Annotated in this window: 16 protein-coding genes; 10 read left to right on the top strand and 6 right to left on the bottom strand. The window is 41.3% G+C overall.

Annotation, left to right across the window (positions count from 1 at the left end; translation table 11 throughout):
* Positions 1-343 precede the first annotated feature (343 nt).
* The gene (locus AC04NP_RS21465) at positions 344-1,132 is read left to right on the top strand and encodes an inositol monophosphatase family protein (protein ID WP_482862002.1); all 789 of its coding nucleotides are present in this window, start codon (positions 344-346) and stop codon (positions 1,130-1,132) included.
* A 14-nt stretch (positions 1,133-1,146) separates the two neighbouring features.
* Positions 1,147-2,328: a lipoprotein N-acyltransferase Lnb domain-containing protein gene (locus tag AC04NP_RS21470; RefSeq protein ID WP_482862003.1), complete on the top strand. Its 1,182-nt coding sequence runs from the start codon at positions 1,147-1,149 to the stop codon at positions 2,326-2,328.
* An 84-nt stretch (positions 2,329-2,412) separates the two neighbouring features.
* Here the strand turns inward: AC04NP_RS21470 and AC04NP_RS21475 are convergent, their stop codons facing one another.
* Positions 2,413-3,435 carry an SPASM domain-containing protein gene (locus AC04NP_RS21475; RefSeq protein WP_482862004.1) on the bottom strand — a complete coding sequence of 341 codons (1,023 nt, stop codon included), beginning with the start codon at positions 3,433-3,435 and terminating at the stop codon, positions 2,413-2,415.
* A 362-nt stretch (positions 3,436-3,797) separates the two neighbouring features.
* On the opposite strand from AC04NP_RS21475, the gene AC04NP_RS21480 reads away from it, so the two are divergent.
* Positions 3,798-3,974: a hypothetical protein gene (locus tag AC04NP_RS21480; protein ID WP_482862005.1), complete on the top strand. Its 177-nt coding sequence runs from the start codon at positions 3,798-3,800 to the stop codon at positions 3,972-3,974.
* Positions 3,975-4,044: 70 nt separating this feature from the next.
* Here the strand turns inward: AC04NP_RS21480 and AC04NP_RS21485 are convergent, their stop codons facing one another.
* The 5 genes from AC04NP_RS21485 to AC04NP_RS21505 all read right to left on the bottom strand — a co-directional run bounded on the left by AC04NP_RS21485 (position 4,045) and on the right by AC04NP_RS21505 (position 10,884).
* Positions 4,045-4,545 carry a hypothetical protein gene (locus AC04NP_RS21485; protein ID WP_482862006.1) on the bottom strand — a complete coding sequence of 167 codons (501 nt, stop codon included), beginning with the start codon at positions 4,543-4,545 and terminating at the stop codon, positions 4,045-4,047.
* 360 nt (positions 4,546-4,905) lie between these two features.
* A complete protein-coding gene (locus tag AC04NP_RS21490; RefSeq protein ID WP_482862007.1) occupies positions 4,906-6,702 on the bottom strand; it encodes an acyl-CoA dehydrogenase family protein in 1,797 nt (598 codons plus the stop codon).
* A gap of 64 nt (positions 6,703-6,766) precedes the next feature.
* A complete protein-coding gene (locus tag AC04NP_RS21495; protein ID WP_482862008.1) occupies positions 6,767-7,942 on the bottom strand; it encodes an acetyl-CoA C-acyltransferase in 1,176 nt (391 codons plus the stop codon).
* 45 nt (positions 7,943-7,987) lie between these two features.
* Positions 7,988-10,390 carry a 3-hydroxyacyl-CoA dehydrogenase/enoyl-CoA hydratase family protein gene (locus tag AC04NP_RS21500; RefSeq protein ID WP_482862009.1) on the bottom strand — a complete coding sequence of 801 codons (2,403 nt, stop codon included), beginning with the start codon at positions 10,388-10,390 and terminating at the stop codon, positions 7,988-7,990.
* Positions 10,391-10,410: 20 nt separating this feature from the next.
* A complete protein-coding gene (locus AC04NP_RS21505) occupies positions 10,411-10,884 on the bottom strand; it encodes a MarR family winged helix-turn-helix transcriptional regulator (RefSeq protein ID WP_482862010.1) in 474 nt (157 codons plus the stop codon).
* 269 nt (positions 10,885-11,153) lie between these two features.
* On the opposite strand from AC04NP_RS21505, the gene AC04NP_RS21510 reads away from it, so the two are divergent.
* The 7 genes from AC04NP_RS21510 (at position 11,154) to AC04NP_RS21540 (ending at position 16,122) form a co-directional block, all read left to right on the top strand.
* On the top strand, positions 11,154-11,378 hold the full coding sequence (locus tag AC04NP_RS21510; RefSeq protein ID WP_482862011.1) for a hypothetical protein: 225 nt from the start codon (positions 11,154-11,156) through the stop codon (positions 11,376-11,378).
* A gap of 5 nt (positions 11,379-11,383) precedes the next feature.
* Complete coding sequence (locus AC04NP_RS21515; RefSeq protein ID WP_482862012.1) at positions 11,384-12,388, top strand: Gfo/Idh/MocA family protein; 1,005 nt, start codon at positions 11,384-11,386, stop codon at positions 12,386-12,388.
* A gap of 103 nt (positions 12,389-12,491) precedes the next feature.
* A complete protein-coding gene (locus AC04NP_RS21520) occupies positions 12,492-13,994 on the top strand; it encodes an FAD-binding protein (RefSeq protein WP_482862013.1) in 1,503 nt (500 codons plus the stop codon).
* A 311-nt stretch (positions 13,995-14,305) separates the two neighbouring features.
* A complete protein-coding gene (locus AC04NP_RS21525; RefSeq protein WP_482862014.1) occupies positions 14,306-14,866 on the top strand; it encodes an RNA polymerase sigma factor in 561 nt (186 codons plus the stop codon).
* A gap of 5 nt (positions 14,867-14,871) precedes the next feature.
* Positions 14,872-15,654 (top strand): tetratricopeptide repeat protein, encoded by a 783-nt coding sequence (locus tag AC04NP_RS21530; RefSeq protein WP_482862015.1) that lies wholly within the window; start codon positions 14,872-14,874, stop codon positions 15,652-15,654.
* 33 nt (positions 15,655-15,687) lie between these two features.
* Entirely contained in the window at positions 15,688-15,810 is a 123-nt protein-coding gene (locus AC04NP_RS21535; RefSeq protein ID WP_482862016.1) for a hypothetical protein, read from the top strand.
* Between the two features lie 141 nt (positions 15,811-15,951).
* Positions 15,952-16,122: a hypothetical protein gene (locus AC04NP_RS21540; RefSeq protein WP_482862017.1), complete on the top strand. Its 171-nt coding sequence runs from the start codon at positions 15,952-15,954 to the stop codon at positions 16,120-16,122.
* Positions 16,123-16,143: the final 21 nt, after the last annotated feature.

Below are 16,143 nucleotides of genomic sequence, written 5' to 3' on the forward strand. Positions count from 1 at the left end.
TACAAAAAAACCACAAGTTTGTTTTGTTATTCAGGAATTTTTTATGTATGAGATAATTTTTTAATCTCCTAAAACTATTTGGAAGTTAATTTGTTGTACAGATAATACTTCATAGGTTTTAGGTTTAAGTTGAAAATCGCTCATTGTCACCCAAGGCTTTAGGGCGATTTTCGTTTTTACACCCCTACAATTTATTAAAAATGCCAAGGAAAATTGGAATGCAATTTTTATCATTGCATAATTCTGTTTGATCGATTTTTAAAACATAGTATAGTGTCTGGTAATAATAAATGCTGTCAGGGAAATTGTTGGACATGGTTCAAGCGATCAAAAACAAAAAAATATGCCTGATCTCGAACAAGTTTTAGCCGAATTAAAAATCCTGGTATCTGAAGTAGGTAGTTTTATTCAAACAGAAAGCAGCGCTTTTGACAAAAGTGCAATTCAGCTCAAGGGGCTTAATGATCTGGTTTCTTATGTGGACAAAACAGCCGAGAGCATGTTGGTCGAGGGGCTGTCGAATTTACTGCCGGAAGCAGGTTTTATCACCGAAGAAGGTACGGCCACCCACGAGGAGGAATCTTACAAGTGGATTATTGATCCCTTGGATGGTACCACCAACTTTGTACATGGTTTGCCGGTCTATGGCATCAGTGTTGCATTGATCCATCAAAAAGAGATCGTACTGGGGCTCGTATACGAGTTAAACCGTACAGAATGCTTTTATGCCTTGTCCCATAGCCCTGCTTATTGTAATGATCAGATTATTAAGGTCTCCGAAACCAGTGACCTGGGTGGATCATTGCTGGCAACAGGTTTTCCCTATCACAACTTTCAAAGCCTCGGGAAGTATTTGTCAATGCTGGATAGCTTTATGCAAAGGACACATGGATTAAGAAGGCTTGGAAGTGCGGCTGTTGACCTTGCTTATGTAGCCTGTGGCAGATTTGAAGGGTTTTTTGAATACAATCTGAACCCATGGGATGTGGCTGCAGGGGCTTTCATAGTGCAGCGGGCCGGCGGGATAGTGACCGATTTTAAGGGAGAAGATAATTTTATCTTCGGGGGTGAAATTGTCGCGGGGAATAGCATTCATGCGCAAATGCTAAAAGTAATTCAACAGCATTGGTAACCAGCAATATGTTCATGAGTCTGATTAAACATATGGTTTTTCTGGCTTGTCTGCTTGTTTTTCAAGGCTCCCAGGCACAGTTTATTACTTTATCTCCTCAGGCAAAGGTGAGTCTTCTGACACCTGAACCAGGTCAGGAAGCTATCTCTACCATTTACGGCCACAGTGCTATCAGGATTAATGATCCGCCAAACGATCTGGATGTTGCCTTCGACTATGGAATATTCGACTTTGATGACCCCAATTTTACCTTAAATTTTACAAAAGGGTATCTAAGATATATGGTTGGTTCCAGGGAATTTGACCGGTTCACCAACCAGTATATTTACTTTGGTCGTACCATTCACGAGCAATTGCTTGACCTCAACCAGCAAGAGAAGCAGGCCACTTTTGAATTTTTGGCCAACAATGCCCTGCCTGAAAACAGGTATTATTTCTATGATTACTTCTACGACAATTGCGCCACCCGTATCAGGGATGTTTTCAAGCATGTTTTAGGTGACAAATTAGTCTTTGACGAAACCTACGTAACCCCCGATGACAGCTTCAGGGATATGGTTGACTCGCTTTCAGTCTATCAGCCATGGGGTGACTTCGGTATAGATATTTGTCTGGGTCTTCCTATGGATAAAAAGATGTCTCCCCTGGAGTACATGTTTCTACCCGGTTACGTGTATAAGGCTTTTAACCAGGCCAGGATCAGGCGAGATAGCGGATATGTACCTTTGGTAAAACAACAAAGTGTATATTTTCAAGGTACTCCACAGACGCTGGATGTGGGTGTTTTCACACCAAAATTTGTTTTTTGGTCGATATTTTTTCTTTTGGCAATGATCACCTTTCTGGGGTTCAGGAAGGATAAGGTTAGGTATTGGATTGATATAGGCCTGTTTTCCCTTAGTGGCTTTCTAGGCATATTTTTGTTGTTTCTCTGGTTTGGAACGGATCACAAGGCGGCTGCCAACAACCTCAATTTGCTATGGGCTATTCCCTTTCACTTTCCTGCGGTGTTACTTCTAATTCCCCGGAAAAAGCCTGCTTATCTGGGGAAATATTTTTTCGTGGTTTCAATTTTAATGGTGTTGTTGTTGATTTTATGGCCCCTGATTCCACAAGGCTACAATGCCGCCTTTTTTCCAATTATTGCCACGCTTGGCCTTCGGGCTGGCTATCTTTTTTATCACCTCAGGAAATAGCCAATGGGCCTTCATCTATCATCTATCTGTGTCTCTCCATTACCTCTTCCAATGTCCAGCCTCATTTTTCCCAAGGGCAACCGGTTAAGCCCAAATCCTGGTGCCTTCGGTACAGTTTTTACACATTTCGATCTCGCTGCGGGATTTAAGCAGGGTTGCGCGGAATTGCCGGTAGGGTTTACCATGCCACAACTCCTTGAAGCTTTGTTGTGTAACATTGCCCATTTTATGCCGGGCATCTTTATCGAAACAGCATGGTACCACCTTCCCATCCCACGTGATTACGCTGGAGTGCCACATTTTCCAGCAGTGATTCAGTAATTTGTTTTTGATAACATACGTGCCGTCTTTTTGTTTTTTGTACCTGGAATAACGCTCGATGGTCGGTATTAGGGATGAGCCGTTTTTGTAGTCGTAAATCTGGGCAGTTTTAAAACCTACTTCATTGACACCCAGGTCTTTGGCCAATTTCTTGACCTCTTGAATCTGGTGCTCGTTGGGTTTTACCACTAAAAATTGAAAAATTACGTGTGGGGTAGTCGATTTAAGTGCCTTTTTCCATTTGACTACATTTCGCGTACCTGCCAGCACTTTTTCCAGTTTTCCTCCTATCCGGTATGATTGATACGTCACCTGCGTTGTGCCGTCGATTGAGACTATTAATCTGTCCAGGCCTGATTCTACCGTTTTTTTCGCCATATAATCATTTAGAAAATGGCCGTTGGTGGAGGTAGCTGTATAAATTCCCTTTTGGGAGGCATATTGTACCAAATCCAAAAACCGGGGATGGAGATAAGGCTCTCCCTGAAAATAGAATAACAAGTAGGTCAGGGTGTCTTTTAGCTCATCAATTGTTTTTTTGAATAATTCATCTGTGAGCATGCCTGTGGGGCGTGTAAAAGACCTTAATCCGCTGGGACATTCAGGACAGCGTAAATTACAGGATGTAGTCGGTTCAAATGAAATACTGATCGGTAACCCCCAGTGCACAGGTTTACGGGTTATCCTGGAATAAAGATAACTGGCAACTACTTTTTGAGCGTTCACCAGTTTTTTTAGATTCCATCTGGCAAGATAGTTTATACCGTCTCTGATATTGTTATTCAAATCTTACTTACTTTATTTTCATAATATCAAATATATTAAACAAAGCTATTAACTTCCAGACTCAGCTTTTAATCTTCTTGTTGCCTTTTAAAACCATTGGTAAACTCAACTTTACGTTTCGCTACCCTGTATAGCCTACGGTCAGGTGGCTTAACCTGAATAGCCTATTGCCCCGGGTTATCTTTATCTCTGTTTATGACCCATTTCATCCTATAATATCAGGTATTAAAAGAATACCATGACGAGAACATGTATTTCAAGAATAAAATTTTTACCTTCAACAGATATAATAATGATACGGTGATCAATACTTGATCATTCATTATCGCATTGATTTTTCAAAAATAAAAAAGCGTTTTAATATGGACCAGAACATCAAAGATCAGCTAGCTCGTGAAATTGAGAATCTGAAAAACCGGTTGACAGGAGATATGTTCACTGATATGGATATCAAAGACAAAATCCACAACCTTGAAATGAAGTTAAAAGGCGTAAAACCTATGGACTTCAGTATTGATTGTGTCGGGTGTGGGAGCTAAGAAAACCATTATACCAGCTAATAAATCGCTGCCTGAAGGTGCGATTTGTTGGCTTGTTTTGCCAAAGGAGCTAGGCTTTTTTTGCTTTCATCCCGTATCCTATACCCACTCTCCCTAAAAATGCACTGATGACTTTTACCAGCTCTAAATATAATTCTTTATCTGTTCTGCCAAAATAATAAGTCAAAAAGACAAACAATCCTGTAACTATCATGAGTATGGAGATTCTCATTCCCATATTCCAAAGATTAGCTTTGTAATTTTTATCGCTATCATCTTTGGTTAAATCAAGTATCTTATCAATATGTTTTTTAGTAATTTTACTGGCAATAGAGGGTGTAAAGGGACCTGGATATTTTTGCATTGTCAATCCAAACTCCAAGACCTCTCTTAGCTCTAATGGCAGATCCTCCAAAAATCTGAATTCTTCACTTTTCAGTTGATTTTCTTCAATATCAAATTTTGCTTTTTCTGCTAACTGTTTACTGTGTGACATGTCGGGAAGAACTAAACAAAGAGCGAATGCTGTTAATGATTTTTTTATTAACTCTGGCTTCAATCTCTTTTTCAATGAAATTTTGGCAGACTACTGCCACCAAAAGTTTAAATTTTTCATCGTCAATTAATCCCTGGTTTTTTACTTTTGAGAAGTATTTAATCAAATATTTCAGATGGACTAAATTTTTCTCATGATTACTTTTTTCGCAAACTTCAGTACCTCCTAAAAGGCTTTTTAACTTGATCTTATCTTTCAGAATAGTACACATGGCCTATCAATTTTTCATCAAAAAAAGGCATTTTCATAGAGAATCAAACAATAAATGTTAATTTCTATTAAATTTTTTGTATGAATAACTATGACGTGAAAAATATCAAAAACTAAATAAGCCTATATTGAACCACAATTCACTGATTTTAAGTCGCTTTTACATTAAAAACTGTAACCATTATTTTCAATCAAATGATCAGCTATTCTTCGTCTTGCCTCTTTTAGGTTCATAGCATCAATTTTGGTAAACCTTTTTAATCCCATTAACATTACGCGTAATTCATCCCCTTCAGCGAAACCATAAATGGCTTCTTTTCCGGCTGTCTGGGCAACGTTGACGGCATAGTGTAAATAAGTTTTAGCCATATCGATCTGCCTTCCGCATGCTTCTTCGCCCTTCATGTCGACCAGTTTTTCCGTTCTTAAGATGGCTGATTCTGATGCATAAATTTCGATTAATATATCGGCAAGGTTCATCAGGATTTCCTGCTCATGACTTAGCTTTTCCATCAGCTTTTGAGCCGCTGCCCCGGCTACCATTAACCCGGCTTTTTTCAGGTTGTTCAATACCCTTTTCTCAGCATCAAACAAGTGGCTGTTATCCGGAGTACTAAAATCGGGAATAGATGTTAACTCTTTTTGTACAGTCATGGCTGGTCCCATTAAATCAAGCTCACCCTTCATGGCCCTTTTCAGTATCATATCAATCATCAACATACGGTTGATTTCATTGGTTCCCTCGTAAATCCTGGTGATTCTTGCGTCACGGTAGGCCCTGGCCATGGGTGCATCTTCAGAGAAGCCCATGCCGCCATAGATTTGTACGCCTTCATCGGCGCAGTAAGCCAGCACTTCTGACCCATGTACCTTGCTGATAGAGCACTCAATGGCGAATTGTGCAATGCCTTTCAGTTTTGCCTCATTCTCTTCCATGCCTTCTGCAATCAGGGAAGAGATTTTGTCGTCAATATTTTGACCGGCCCGGTAATTTAGTGACTCGGTAACATAGGTTTTAATAGCCATGGTGGCCAACTTATGTTTAATGGCACCAAACCGGGCAATAGATATACCAAATTGTTTTCTTTCAATGGCATAACGGGTACTCAGGTCAATGACCTCTTTCATGCCACCAATACCACCTGCGCCTAGTTTTATCCTGCCAATATTCAGGATGTTTACTGCGATTTTAAAACCGTTTTCCCTTTCTGAAAGTAAATTTTCAACGGGAACTTTCACATCGTTGAAAAAGACCTGCCTGGTGGATGACCCCTTGATACCGAGTTTAACCTCTTCATCGTTCATAGTGATTCCTTCCCGGGTTCTTTCCACAATAAAGGCAGAAAGCCGGGCATCTTCATCGATTTTCGCAAACACGATCAGACAATCGGCGTAACCCGCGTTGGAGATCCACATTTTCTGACCATTGAGAATAAAGTGTTTACCATCATCGGAAAGCACAGCTTTGCTCTTGCCTGAGTTGGCGTCCGAACCCGCATCCGGTTCTGTTAAACAATAACAGCCTACCCATTCACCGGAGGCCAGTTTTGGCAGATACTTTTGCTTTTGTTCTTCAGTGCCATAATATAATATGGGCAGGGTGCCGATTCCTGTATGGGCGCCGTAAGTTGTGGAAAAAGAGCCGGCAGAACCTAATATATCGGCAATCAAAAGGGAAGTGTTGAAGTTCATGCCCAAACCACCATAAGACTCAGGGATTGAAATGCCTAAAAGGCCGAGTTCCCCGGCCTTTTTCAGTAAATGCTGACCCAGTTCATATTCCCCTTTCTCCAATCTTTCCAATACTGGTTTCACTTCATGGTCAATGAAATCCTGTGTGGCCTGTGCCATCATTTTTTGCTCCTCAGAGAATTCTTCCGGAATGAATATTTCACTGGCCTCCGATTCCCTGATTAAAAATTCCCCTCCTTTTATAGCTTCTTTTTTTTCTACTGCGTCCATTTTTTTAAAATTTTTGACTGTACTTTTCAGTCGTTTATAGTTATGATAATTTTATGTATTGTTGTCAGTTCAATAACTCGTAAATGCCGGCAACTCCTTGTCCACCCCCGACACAGGCTGTAACCATACCGTATTTTTGTTTCTTTCTTCTCATCTCATTAAACAGTTGAATGGACAACTTGGCTCCGGAGCATCCCAGTGGATGTCCAAGGGAAATAGCACCGCCATTGGGGTTGAGTTTATCAATATCCATATCCAGTTCCCGGATTACTGCCAGCGATTGGGTGGCAAATGCTTCGTTGAGTTCAATTTGTTCTATGTCTTTTAGCTTCAGGCCGGCCATTTTCAAAGCTTTTGGAACTGCTGCCACCGGACCTATTCCCATAATCCGCGGATCTACACCAGCGGTGGTATATGATATCATTTTGGCGATGGGCTTGAGATTTAGCTCATTAACCAGTTTTTCTGACATTACCATGACAAATGCAGCACCATCGGAGGTTTGTGAAGAATTACCGGCAGTGACCTTCCCTCCTGCGGCAAAAGCTGGTTTGAGCTTTGCCAGTGCTTCAAGACTTGTGTCTTCCCTTGGTCCTTCGTCTGTGTCTACTACAAACTCCCGGGACTGCTTTTTACCATGCTGGTCCACATAAATTTCCCGGACAGTTATGGGTACAATTTCATCCTTAAATTTTCCCTTTTTGATAGCTTTAATGGCTTTTTGGTGGGAATTGTAAGAAAACTCATCAGCGTCTTCCCTGGAAATGTTAAAATCTTTGGCTACTTGCTCCGCGGTTATACCCATGCTGAGATAATATTCAGGGTGGTCTTTGGCAATTTTCCAGTTCAGGGCGGTTTTGTAACCCATAACCGGCACCAATGACATCGATTCCGTGCCACCGGCAATGATGCAATCGGCCATTCCTGCATGTATTCTTGCCGAAGCAATATTGATGGCTTCCAGCCCTGATCCGCAATAACGATTAATAATCATGCCCGGAACTTCCAGAGGTAAAGAGAGCAGAGAGATCATACGGCCCATTTGCATACCCTGCTCAGCCTCCGGCACAGCGTTACCAACGATGAGATCATCAACCCGTACAGGGTCAAAACCTTCGATTGAGCCTACCAGGTGTTTGATAACATCGGCAGCCAAATCGTCGGGTCTTGTAAATCTGAATCCGCCTCTTTTGGCTTTTCCAACGGCGGTTCTGAATCCTGCTACAATATATGCATCCATAATATTAGTTTTTTGTTCTTATTAATTAAGTAATCTGGTCTCGGTTTAGTTTCTTAAAGGTTTGCCTTTAAACAAAATGCTTTGAATTCTTTCCAGTGTTTTCTTTTCTCCGGTAAGACTCAAAAAAGCTTCCCGTTCAAGATCCAGTAAGTATTGTTCCGACACGTTTGTAGGATATGAAAGATCACCCCCATTCATTATCCATGACAACTTCTGTGCAATTTTGACGTCATGCTCAGAAATATAGTTTCCAAATTTCATGCCATGAATACCTGCTTCAAACAAAGCCAGCCCTGTTTTGCCTTGTACCTTAATATCTTTCCTGGGAAGAGGGGTCGTGTAACCTGCTTCATCTAATTCTATGACTGTCTTTTTTGCATCTGTTATAAGCCTGGAGCGGTTTAACGTAATTTGATCCTCAGATCTCATGTAGCCCAATTCCCTGATTTCGTGTGCTGAAGTGGCCACCTTGGCGGTGGCAATATTCATGAAGTAGGCCTGCAGTTGGTTTAACTCAGGATCGCCGGGAATATTGGCGTCTGATGCCCTTAGTACCATTTCTTTGGTTCCACCACCTGCGGGAATTAATCCGACTCCAACTTCTACCAGGCCCATGTATGTCTCGGCGTGGGCCTGAATACGGTCGGCATGTACCGACAATTCACACCCGCCCCCGAGGGCCAACCCGGAAGTGGCAACTACCACAGGTACAGAAGAGAATCTTGCCTTGCGCATGGTATTTTGAAACTGGGCGATCATCATGTTGATCTCATCCCACTCCTGTTCGCAGGCAAACATGAACAACATAGCCAGATTGGCCCCTGCGGAGAAGTTTTGTCCTTCGTTGCCCACAACCAGTCCTCTGAAATCCTTTTCAGCAATGTTATAGGCTGTGTTCAGTCCTTCTATCACTTCGGGTCCCATGGAATTCATTTTGGTGTGGAACTCTAAATTCACTACACCGTCCCCTATATCAAAGATAGTGGCGCCTTTATTGCTCCATACCACATTGTTTTTACGAAGATTATCAAGCAGGATCAAGCCTTCGGTTCCGGGCACTACTTTATAGGCACCGGTGGAAATGTCATAATATTGTTTTTCCCCGTTTTCGCTACTGAAAAAAGAGGTTATGCCTTTTTCCAGCATATCATATACCCACTGATTCGGTTTAAACCCTTCTGCTTCCATCTTCTTGACCGTTTCCGGAACCCCCAGCAGATCCCATGAAGCAAACGGCCCCAGTTCCCATCCAAAACCAGCACTGACGGCCTGGTCGATTTTGTACAACTCATCGGCCACTTCAGGAATACGAAAAGAACAGTATTTGAATAAGTCATAAAAAGTGGAACGGTAGAATTTCCCGGCTTTATCGTCGAAATTGACCAGCGTTGTTATCCTTTGCTTTAAATCCTCGATATCCTTTACAGCTTCCAGGGCCTTGAACTTTGCCTTGGTTCTGGAGCCATATTCAAGTTTCTTTAGGTCTAACTCCAGAATTTCGGTTTTCCCTTCGGCATTTTTTGTTTTTTTGAAATATCCCTGCCGGGTTTTGTCACCCCACCACTTTCTGTCATGCAACGCTTTTACAATATTCGGCAATTTGTAAGTATCCCTTCCCTCGTCTTCCGGAAGGCCTTCATAGAGGTTGCCGGCAACTTTAACCGTGGTATCCAAACCGACCACATCCATAGTTCTGAATGTGGCGGATTTCGGCCTTCCCAGGACCGGACCGGTTAACCGGTCTACTTCACCAACGGTCAACGCCATTTTTTCGATGGTGTGCATAGCCGACATAATGCCATAAATACCAATTCTGTTGGCTATAAAAGCCGGGGTGTCTTTACATAATACCGTAGTTTTTCCCAGGAACAAATCGCCATAATCCATCAAAAAGTCTACCACTGCGGGGTCGGTCTTCTTGGTAGGGATGATTTCCAAAAGCCTCAGGTACCGGGGTGGATTGAAGAAATGGGTTCCACAAAAGTGTTTTTTGAAATCGTCGCTCCGGTCTTCCAACATCAGGTTGATGGGTATCCCCGAAGTATTTGAAGTAATCAGGGTACCTCGCTTACGATACTTTTCAACCTGCTTGAAGACTTCCTTTTTTATTTTTAGATTTTCTACCACCACTTCCATAGTCCAGTCACAGCCTGCAATATCTTTCATGTGGTCATCGAAGTTTCCTAAAGTAATCCTGTTGGCGAAATCTTTATTGTAAAGGGCGGCTGGTTTGGATTTAACTGTATTAGTATAAGATTCATTGACGATCCGGTTTCTTACCTGTGGATCTTTCAGGGAAAGTCCTTTGGCTTTTTCGACATCATTCAACTCCTTGGGAACGATGTCCAATAACAGCACTTCCACTCCGATGTTAGCGAAATGGCAGGCGATCCTTGAACCCATAATGCCCGAGCCTAATACAGCAACCTTTTTGATGCTTCTTTTCATTGTATGGAAAAATGTTTTGATTAGTTAATGTAAATTTCTTTTTTTTTGTTTTCCTGTGGATTTTCTTTGTTCATGTCTTCGATTACTTTGCTGATGTCGCCAATCACACCGAAAAATGTTTTCAGTTTTTTTTCAGGAATGTATGCTCTTACCTTGTTGTTGAAAAGCTTAACAGTCCTGGCAGATATTTCCCGTTTTTTCTTGCCTTCCTCGGTTAGAAAAATCCTGACAGAACGCTTATCTACCGGATCCTGCATTTTGTAAATCAGGTTTTTTTCTTCCATGGTTTTCAACATTCTGGTTAAACTCCTGGACTCCAAACCCAATAATGGTGCAATTTTAGTGGCAGGAGTACCCTCTTCAAAATCTATATTCAATAAGACAAACCCAATAGAAGTAGTGATATCATGTTTGCTTGCCTCCTGGTTATACATTCTGGAAATAGCATGCCACATGATTTTGATATTGTAGTCTATAGTTTCCTCTCTTTTCATTAATTTTCCATTTTATCCTGATTTGACGATAAAATTTCATATCAATTTTCTTTTGCTGCTACTTTACTTATTGGGTAAACAAATTTAGTAAAAATTGTTATGCATGCATAACAAGTTGCGAAAAAATATTGCCTGCAACGGAAAATATTTTTCTGCCACAAAAGAGCCACTTCTGCCTGTCAATAAAATCAATATCATCGAACGCTGCAAATTGTCCGGATAGTTACACTTAAATTTTGTAATTTCATTTGATTTACACCTTAAAAAGTATGTATGATCACTTCGTGGGGTTTTTATTCCTAACCCTGAGTATCAATTCAATACCACAGGTAAACGGTTGGGCCCAACAAAAGAAAGTATTTCTCAAAACTGTTCCCGGGGAGATCACTGTTATGGCGGGAGAAACGATTCGAGTCGAAGTAAACGCCGTGGATGAATTGTGCAACGGCTTGGATGCAGACATGGCGTTTTTTAATGAAAATTTGATAACTTAGGCAACATGTCGGAAAAAGTAAAATGGGGAATTTTAAGTACCGCTAACATTGGTGTAAAAAAAGTGATCCCGGCCATGCAGGCCGGAGAGTTCTCGGAAATTGTTGCCATTGCATCGAGGGACGGGGAAAAAGTAAAGCAGGTGGCCCGGGAGCTGGGGATACCCAGGGCTTATGGTTCATATCAGGAATTACTGGCTGATGCGTCTGTTGATGCTATTTACAATCCGTTACCTAATCACCTTCATATGCCTGTAACCGTTCAATGTATGAATGCCGGCAAACATGTGCTCTGTGAAAAGCCTGTTGCCATCGATACCAGCGAGGTACGTGAATTGATAAAAGTCCGGGACCGGCAAAAAGTAAAGGTGGGTGAGGCATTTATGGTTCGAACCCATCCGCAATGGGTCACTACCCGCCAATTGATTGCACAAGGTGAAATAGGTGACTTGAAATCAATCCACGGTTTTTTCAGTTATTTTAATAATGACCCCCGGAACATTAGAAACATCCCGGAGTTTGGAGGCGGTGCTTTGTATGATATTGGTTGTTATCCTGTTCACACGTCAAGATTCATTTTCGGGGAGGAGCCCCAAAGGGTGGCTTCTTTGATAGATTATGACCCTGATCTGAAGGTAGACCGGTTGGTTTCCGTTCTGATGGACTTTCCTTCCGGGCAGGCCACTTTTACGGCAGCAACACAAATTCAGCGCTACCAGACCATGCAGTTTTTTGGGACGAAGAAAATGATCGAAATTGAAATACCCTTTAATGCCCCCGACGATCGACCCTGCAGGATATTGATTGATGATGGGGACATTTCAACCCAAGCCACTCAGGTGATTACCATAGAAGCCTGTAATCAGTATGCTTTGCAGGGGGATGCGTTTTCGCAGGCAATTTTGCAGGATACGGAAGTTCCGGTGCCACTTGAAGATTCTTTGCATAACATGGCAGTGATCGAAGCAATTTTCAGAGCGGGTGGGTCGGGGCGTTGGGAAAAACTTGGGTAAATAAAAATGAAAATGGAAAGGGGGTAGGGTGGTTACATGATTGGTGGAATGGCATTAAATAGTTGAAGGGGAACGCAATTCTTTAAAGTTTAAATTAAATGTCATGGAATCTAAGACTAGACACACCTGGAAAAACACCATCGAAAAGTTTTATGTCACGCCAGTTAAATACTTTCTTCCTGAGTCTTTACAGGACATAGTGCAGATAATTCATGAGGCAGAAGATAAGGGAATGCGGGTAAAAGCGATTGGGTCAGGCCATTCATATTCAGACATTGCTCTTTCTGACGGCTATCTGGTGGATATGTGCAGGCTTAATCAAGTGCTTAATCTTAATAAACAGGTGCTCAAAGAAAGTTGCCGTCTGGATAACCTGATAGAAATTGAGTCTGGAATCAGCATACAAAAGTTGAACAGGGATTTGGATGACCTTAATCTGGCTGTTTTGAACATGGGAGGTATTGACAACCAAACCATCTCAGGAGCCATAGCCACCGGCACACACGGTACGGGCATCGGTCTGCCGGGAATATCGGGAATGGTAAAATCTATGGTCATAGTCATCACCGGTGGCAAAGTGCTTCGCATAGAACCGAAAGATGGCATTACTGACCCAACCAACTATCACCATGAATTTATAGAGTTAGTTCAGGACGATGACAAATTTTATAGTGTGCTGGTTAGTCTTGGCTGCTTAGGCATAATTTACTCCTACATTCTGGAGGTTGAAGATATGTACTGGCTGGAAGAGAATAAGACATGCCATCCATGGGAGGAAATTAAACCGGCGATCGCCGACGGTTCCCTTTTCAAAGGAACAAGGGGAGTGCAGGTGCAGATAAACCCTTATAAGCTATCCGAAAAGGAGGACCGTACATGTATGGTCATGAAGCACACATTGGTAGAAAAGCCTAAAAAGAGAAGCCTTGGTCAGGCCACCAGAAATCTGTTAAGTGGCTATTTGGCCAATATTCCGGTGGCTTACTATATCACGCTGTTTAATGTGGTTTTCAGGCCGAACCGTATTCCTAATTTGCTCGAAACCGCTTTAAATAGCCAGCATGACAAATCCTATATTCACAGGGCACACAAGGTACTGTACCAGGGTGTGGAGTTTATCAAGATAAGGGCATATGGTTGTGAATTTGCTTTTGATTTGATAGAAAACCGGTATTTAGATGCCATTGAAGCGTTGTTCATCCTCGTGGAAAAGATGAAAGAAGAAGGCCGGCTATACCAGTCAGCGCCGCTGGGCCTGCGCTTTGTTAAAAGATCGAAAGCCTATTTAACTATGGAATATGAACGTGATGTCATGTACATAGATGCACCTTTCATGACCAAAACCAAGGGGGCGGATTTGATGCTGGATCACTTTCAGGACCTGTTTCTGTCATACGGTGGTATTCTACATTGGGGTAAAATCAATAACTGCCTGATAGGCAGGCCTGAACTGGTACGGCAAATGTATCCGAAATTTAAAAGCTGGCAAAAAGTCTTTTTTGAGTTTAATGCCAGTGGTATTTTCAGTAATCGGTTTTCAGATAGATTGATGTTTGATGAGGTGGAATTGCCCCTTCCGCTTAATACCACCGGTACAATAACCTGACAAAGGGCCATTCCCAGCCAGGTTGGTGGCATCAGTGAGCGATTCATAGATTTTGGGAAACTGGCTTATTGGCTTTCTGAAAAAATCAGTAACTTAATGATTATTCAAAATTTAATATTGAAGATGTACAAATATCTTGAACATTCTTCGTTAATTTGTGCTAATTAAAGTGTTACTGTACAAAATTACCCGGTGAATGAAATGAGGTATTCTCCCTAAGATTCCGGAAATTGTAATTTTCAGCATTCTAAAAATAGTTACATTTGAAAATAAGGTTACCTTTTTTCCATCAATCCATTAAGTATACTTAGATGAGTGAAAACGACGTCATTGCGAGGATAAAAACAGGAGATGAACGTGAGTTGGGAACCATATATGAAAAGTATCGTCAAGAATTTATTTCCTGGATAATCCGGACCTATAGTTGTAACATAGAGGAAGCAAAAGAGGTCTATCAGTTAGCGATCATGATATTTTATGAGAATATCATCAATGGAAGATTGACAACAATGACCAGTAGTATAAAGTCTTATTTATTTGCCATTGGAAAAAATAAGATGCTGGAACAAAAAAAGTTCGCCACCAGATTTACTCATAATATGGATGGAACCATGGATTTAATGAATGAAGATCAGCCAACAGAAGATGTGGAGAAGCAGGAGACCACGCTGAAACTAGTGGAGCACTGCATGCACCTTTTGGGTGAGCCTTGCCGGGGTTTATTGGAAATGTATTACTATCACAAAAAGTCGATGACTGATATTGCAAAAAGCCTGGGTTATAAAAATACGGATACTGCCAAGAACCAAAAGTATAAATGCATGAAAAGGCTAAAAAAGATTTTTGAAGAAAGGACAATGAATACCGTATAAGAAACATGAACGAATTGGAAAAAGACATAGCGTTATTGGAGCGGTATATCGAGAATGATCTCGGTATTGAGGAAAGGGAGATAGTGGAACAAAGGCTGGCCAGTGAAGATGACTTCAAAAAGCTACTCGATCAGGTCCGGATTTTGATTGGTGGCATACAATATGCTGCTAGAAACAAGATGATGCAGCAATTGAAAGACCTGGAACAGAAGCTGCCCGAAGTCAATTGGCAGGAACATGTCGATGATGATCAGGAGGAAGAAAAGGCGGTGCCGATGCGGAACAGAAGGTATTGGTTGATGGCAGCGGCAAGTGTGGTCATATTGGCAGTAAGCAGTATTTTCCTTTTCAATCACAGATCCGCTCCTGGTGATATTTACCAGGCATATTTTGAAACATACGATAATGTGATGAGCGCCACCACCAGGGGTAAATCAACCGTGCAAACCAGTTTTGAGCAGGCGATGCAGATTTATGATCAGGGTAATTATTCACTGGCTATAAAAATGTTCAATGAATTACCTGGGGTTGAAAAGGATTCCGGCGTTTACTTGTATCTGGGCAATTCGTATCTGGTCGAAGAGCAACCTGATAAGGCCATAGAGGCTTTTGAAAAGGCCCTGGAAAATCCTGGAAATTTTGAGAATCAGCTTCAATGGTACCGGGGCCTTGGATATTTGCAGGCCGGGAATATTGAAAAATCCATAGAAGTTTTTACTATCGTAAAAAACAGCGATTACTCTAAAAGCAAGCAGGCCAAAGAGATATTAAAAAAAATAAGCAAATGATTTATTGTTAACCTTAAATAAACACTACTTACTATGTTAGACCAAGATAAAAACTTTGTCGATCCTGAGGATGAGGTGGAAGAAGCAACTATGGGTTATGATACTGAAGATGATGAACCCCGAGATGATGAGCCGCAGCCAAAGGATGAAAATTAGATTGGAAAGCTATCAAGTAAGAAGGTTAGTCAGTTATTGGCTAACCTGTTTTTTTTTATAACCATAATGTTTATCTTAACATAATCAAACACAATTTTATTTAATAGTTACACCAAATTTTTTCAACCTAAAATTAAAAACATGCGAAAAATAATCTTACTCCTCGTCATAGTAATGTTTTCATTTGCGGCTTGCAATGAAGACTCTCTGGAAGATATCAATCCAAAATCTGACTCATCTAACCTTGAAGTGCAATCAACTGAAGATGATGAACCCCGAGATGATGAGCCGCCGCCAAAGGATGAAGATTAAACTAGAAAACTTTCAAGTGAG

Source organism: Agaribacillus sp. DX54, assembly GCF_056858335.1.

What these genes read in the sequence shown, in the direction of transcription:
- AC04NP_RS21525 (WP_482862014.1), top strand. Translation starts at nt 14,306, where the DNA reads ATGAGTGAAAACGACGTCATTGCGAGGATAAAAACAGGAGATGAACGT.
- AC04NP_RS21520 (WP_482862013.1), top strand. Translation starts at nt 12,492, where the DNA reads ATGGAATCTAAGACTAGACACACCTGGAAAAACACCATCGAAAAGTTT.
- AC04NP_RS21540 (WP_482862017.1), top strand. Translation starts at nt 15,952, where the DNA reads ATGCGAAAAATAATCTTACTCCTCGTCATAGTAATGTTTTCATTTGCG.
- AC04NP_RS21510 (WP_482862011.1), top strand. Translation starts at nt 11,154, where the DNA reads ATGTATGATCACTTCGTGGGGTTTTTATTCCTAACCCTGAGTATCAAT.
- AC04NP_RS21470 (WP_482862003.1), top strand. Translation starts at nt 1,147, where the DNA reads ATGAGTCTGATTAAACATATGGTTTTTCTGGCTTGTCTGCTTGTTTTT.
- AC04NP_RS21480 (WP_482862005.1), top strand. Translation starts at nt 3,798, where the DNA reads ATGGACCAGAACATCAAAGATCAGCTAGCTCGTGAAATTGAGAATCTG.
- AC04NP_RS21505 (WP_482862010.1), bottom strand. Translation starts at nt 10,884, where the DNA reads ATGAAAAGAGAGGAAACTATAGACTACAATATCAAAATCATGTGGCAT.
- AC04NP_RS21515 (WP_482862012.1), top strand. Translation starts at nt 11,384, where the DNA reads ATGTCGGAAAAAGTAAAATGGGGAATTTTAAGTACCGCTAACATTGGT.
- AC04NP_RS21495 (WP_482862008.1), bottom strand. Translation starts at nt 7,942, where the DNA reads ATGGATGCATATATTGTAGCAGGATTCAGAACCGCCGTTGGAAAAGCC.
- AC04NP_RS21530 (WP_482862015.1), top strand. Translation starts at nt 14,872, where the DNA reads ATGAACGAATTGGAAAAAGACATAGCGTTATTGGAGCGGTATATCGAG.
- AC04NP_RS21465 (WP_482862002.1), top strand. Translation starts at nt 344, where the DNA reads ATGCCTGATCTCGAACAAGTTTTAGCCGAATTAAAAATCCTGGTATCT.
- AC04NP_RS21490 (WP_482862007.1), bottom strand. Translation starts at nt 6,702, where the DNA reads ATGGACGCAGTAGAAAAAAAAGAAGCTATAAAAGGAGGGGAATTTTTA.
- AC04NP_RS21500 (WP_482862009.1), bottom strand. Translation starts at nt 10,390, where the DNA reads ATGAAAAGAAGCATCAAAAAGGTTGCTGTATTAGGCTCGGGCATTATG.
- AC04NP_RS21535 (WP_482862016.1), top strand. Translation starts at nt 15,688, where the DNA reads ATGTTAGACCAAGATAAAAACTTTGTCGATCCTGAGGATGAGGTGGAA.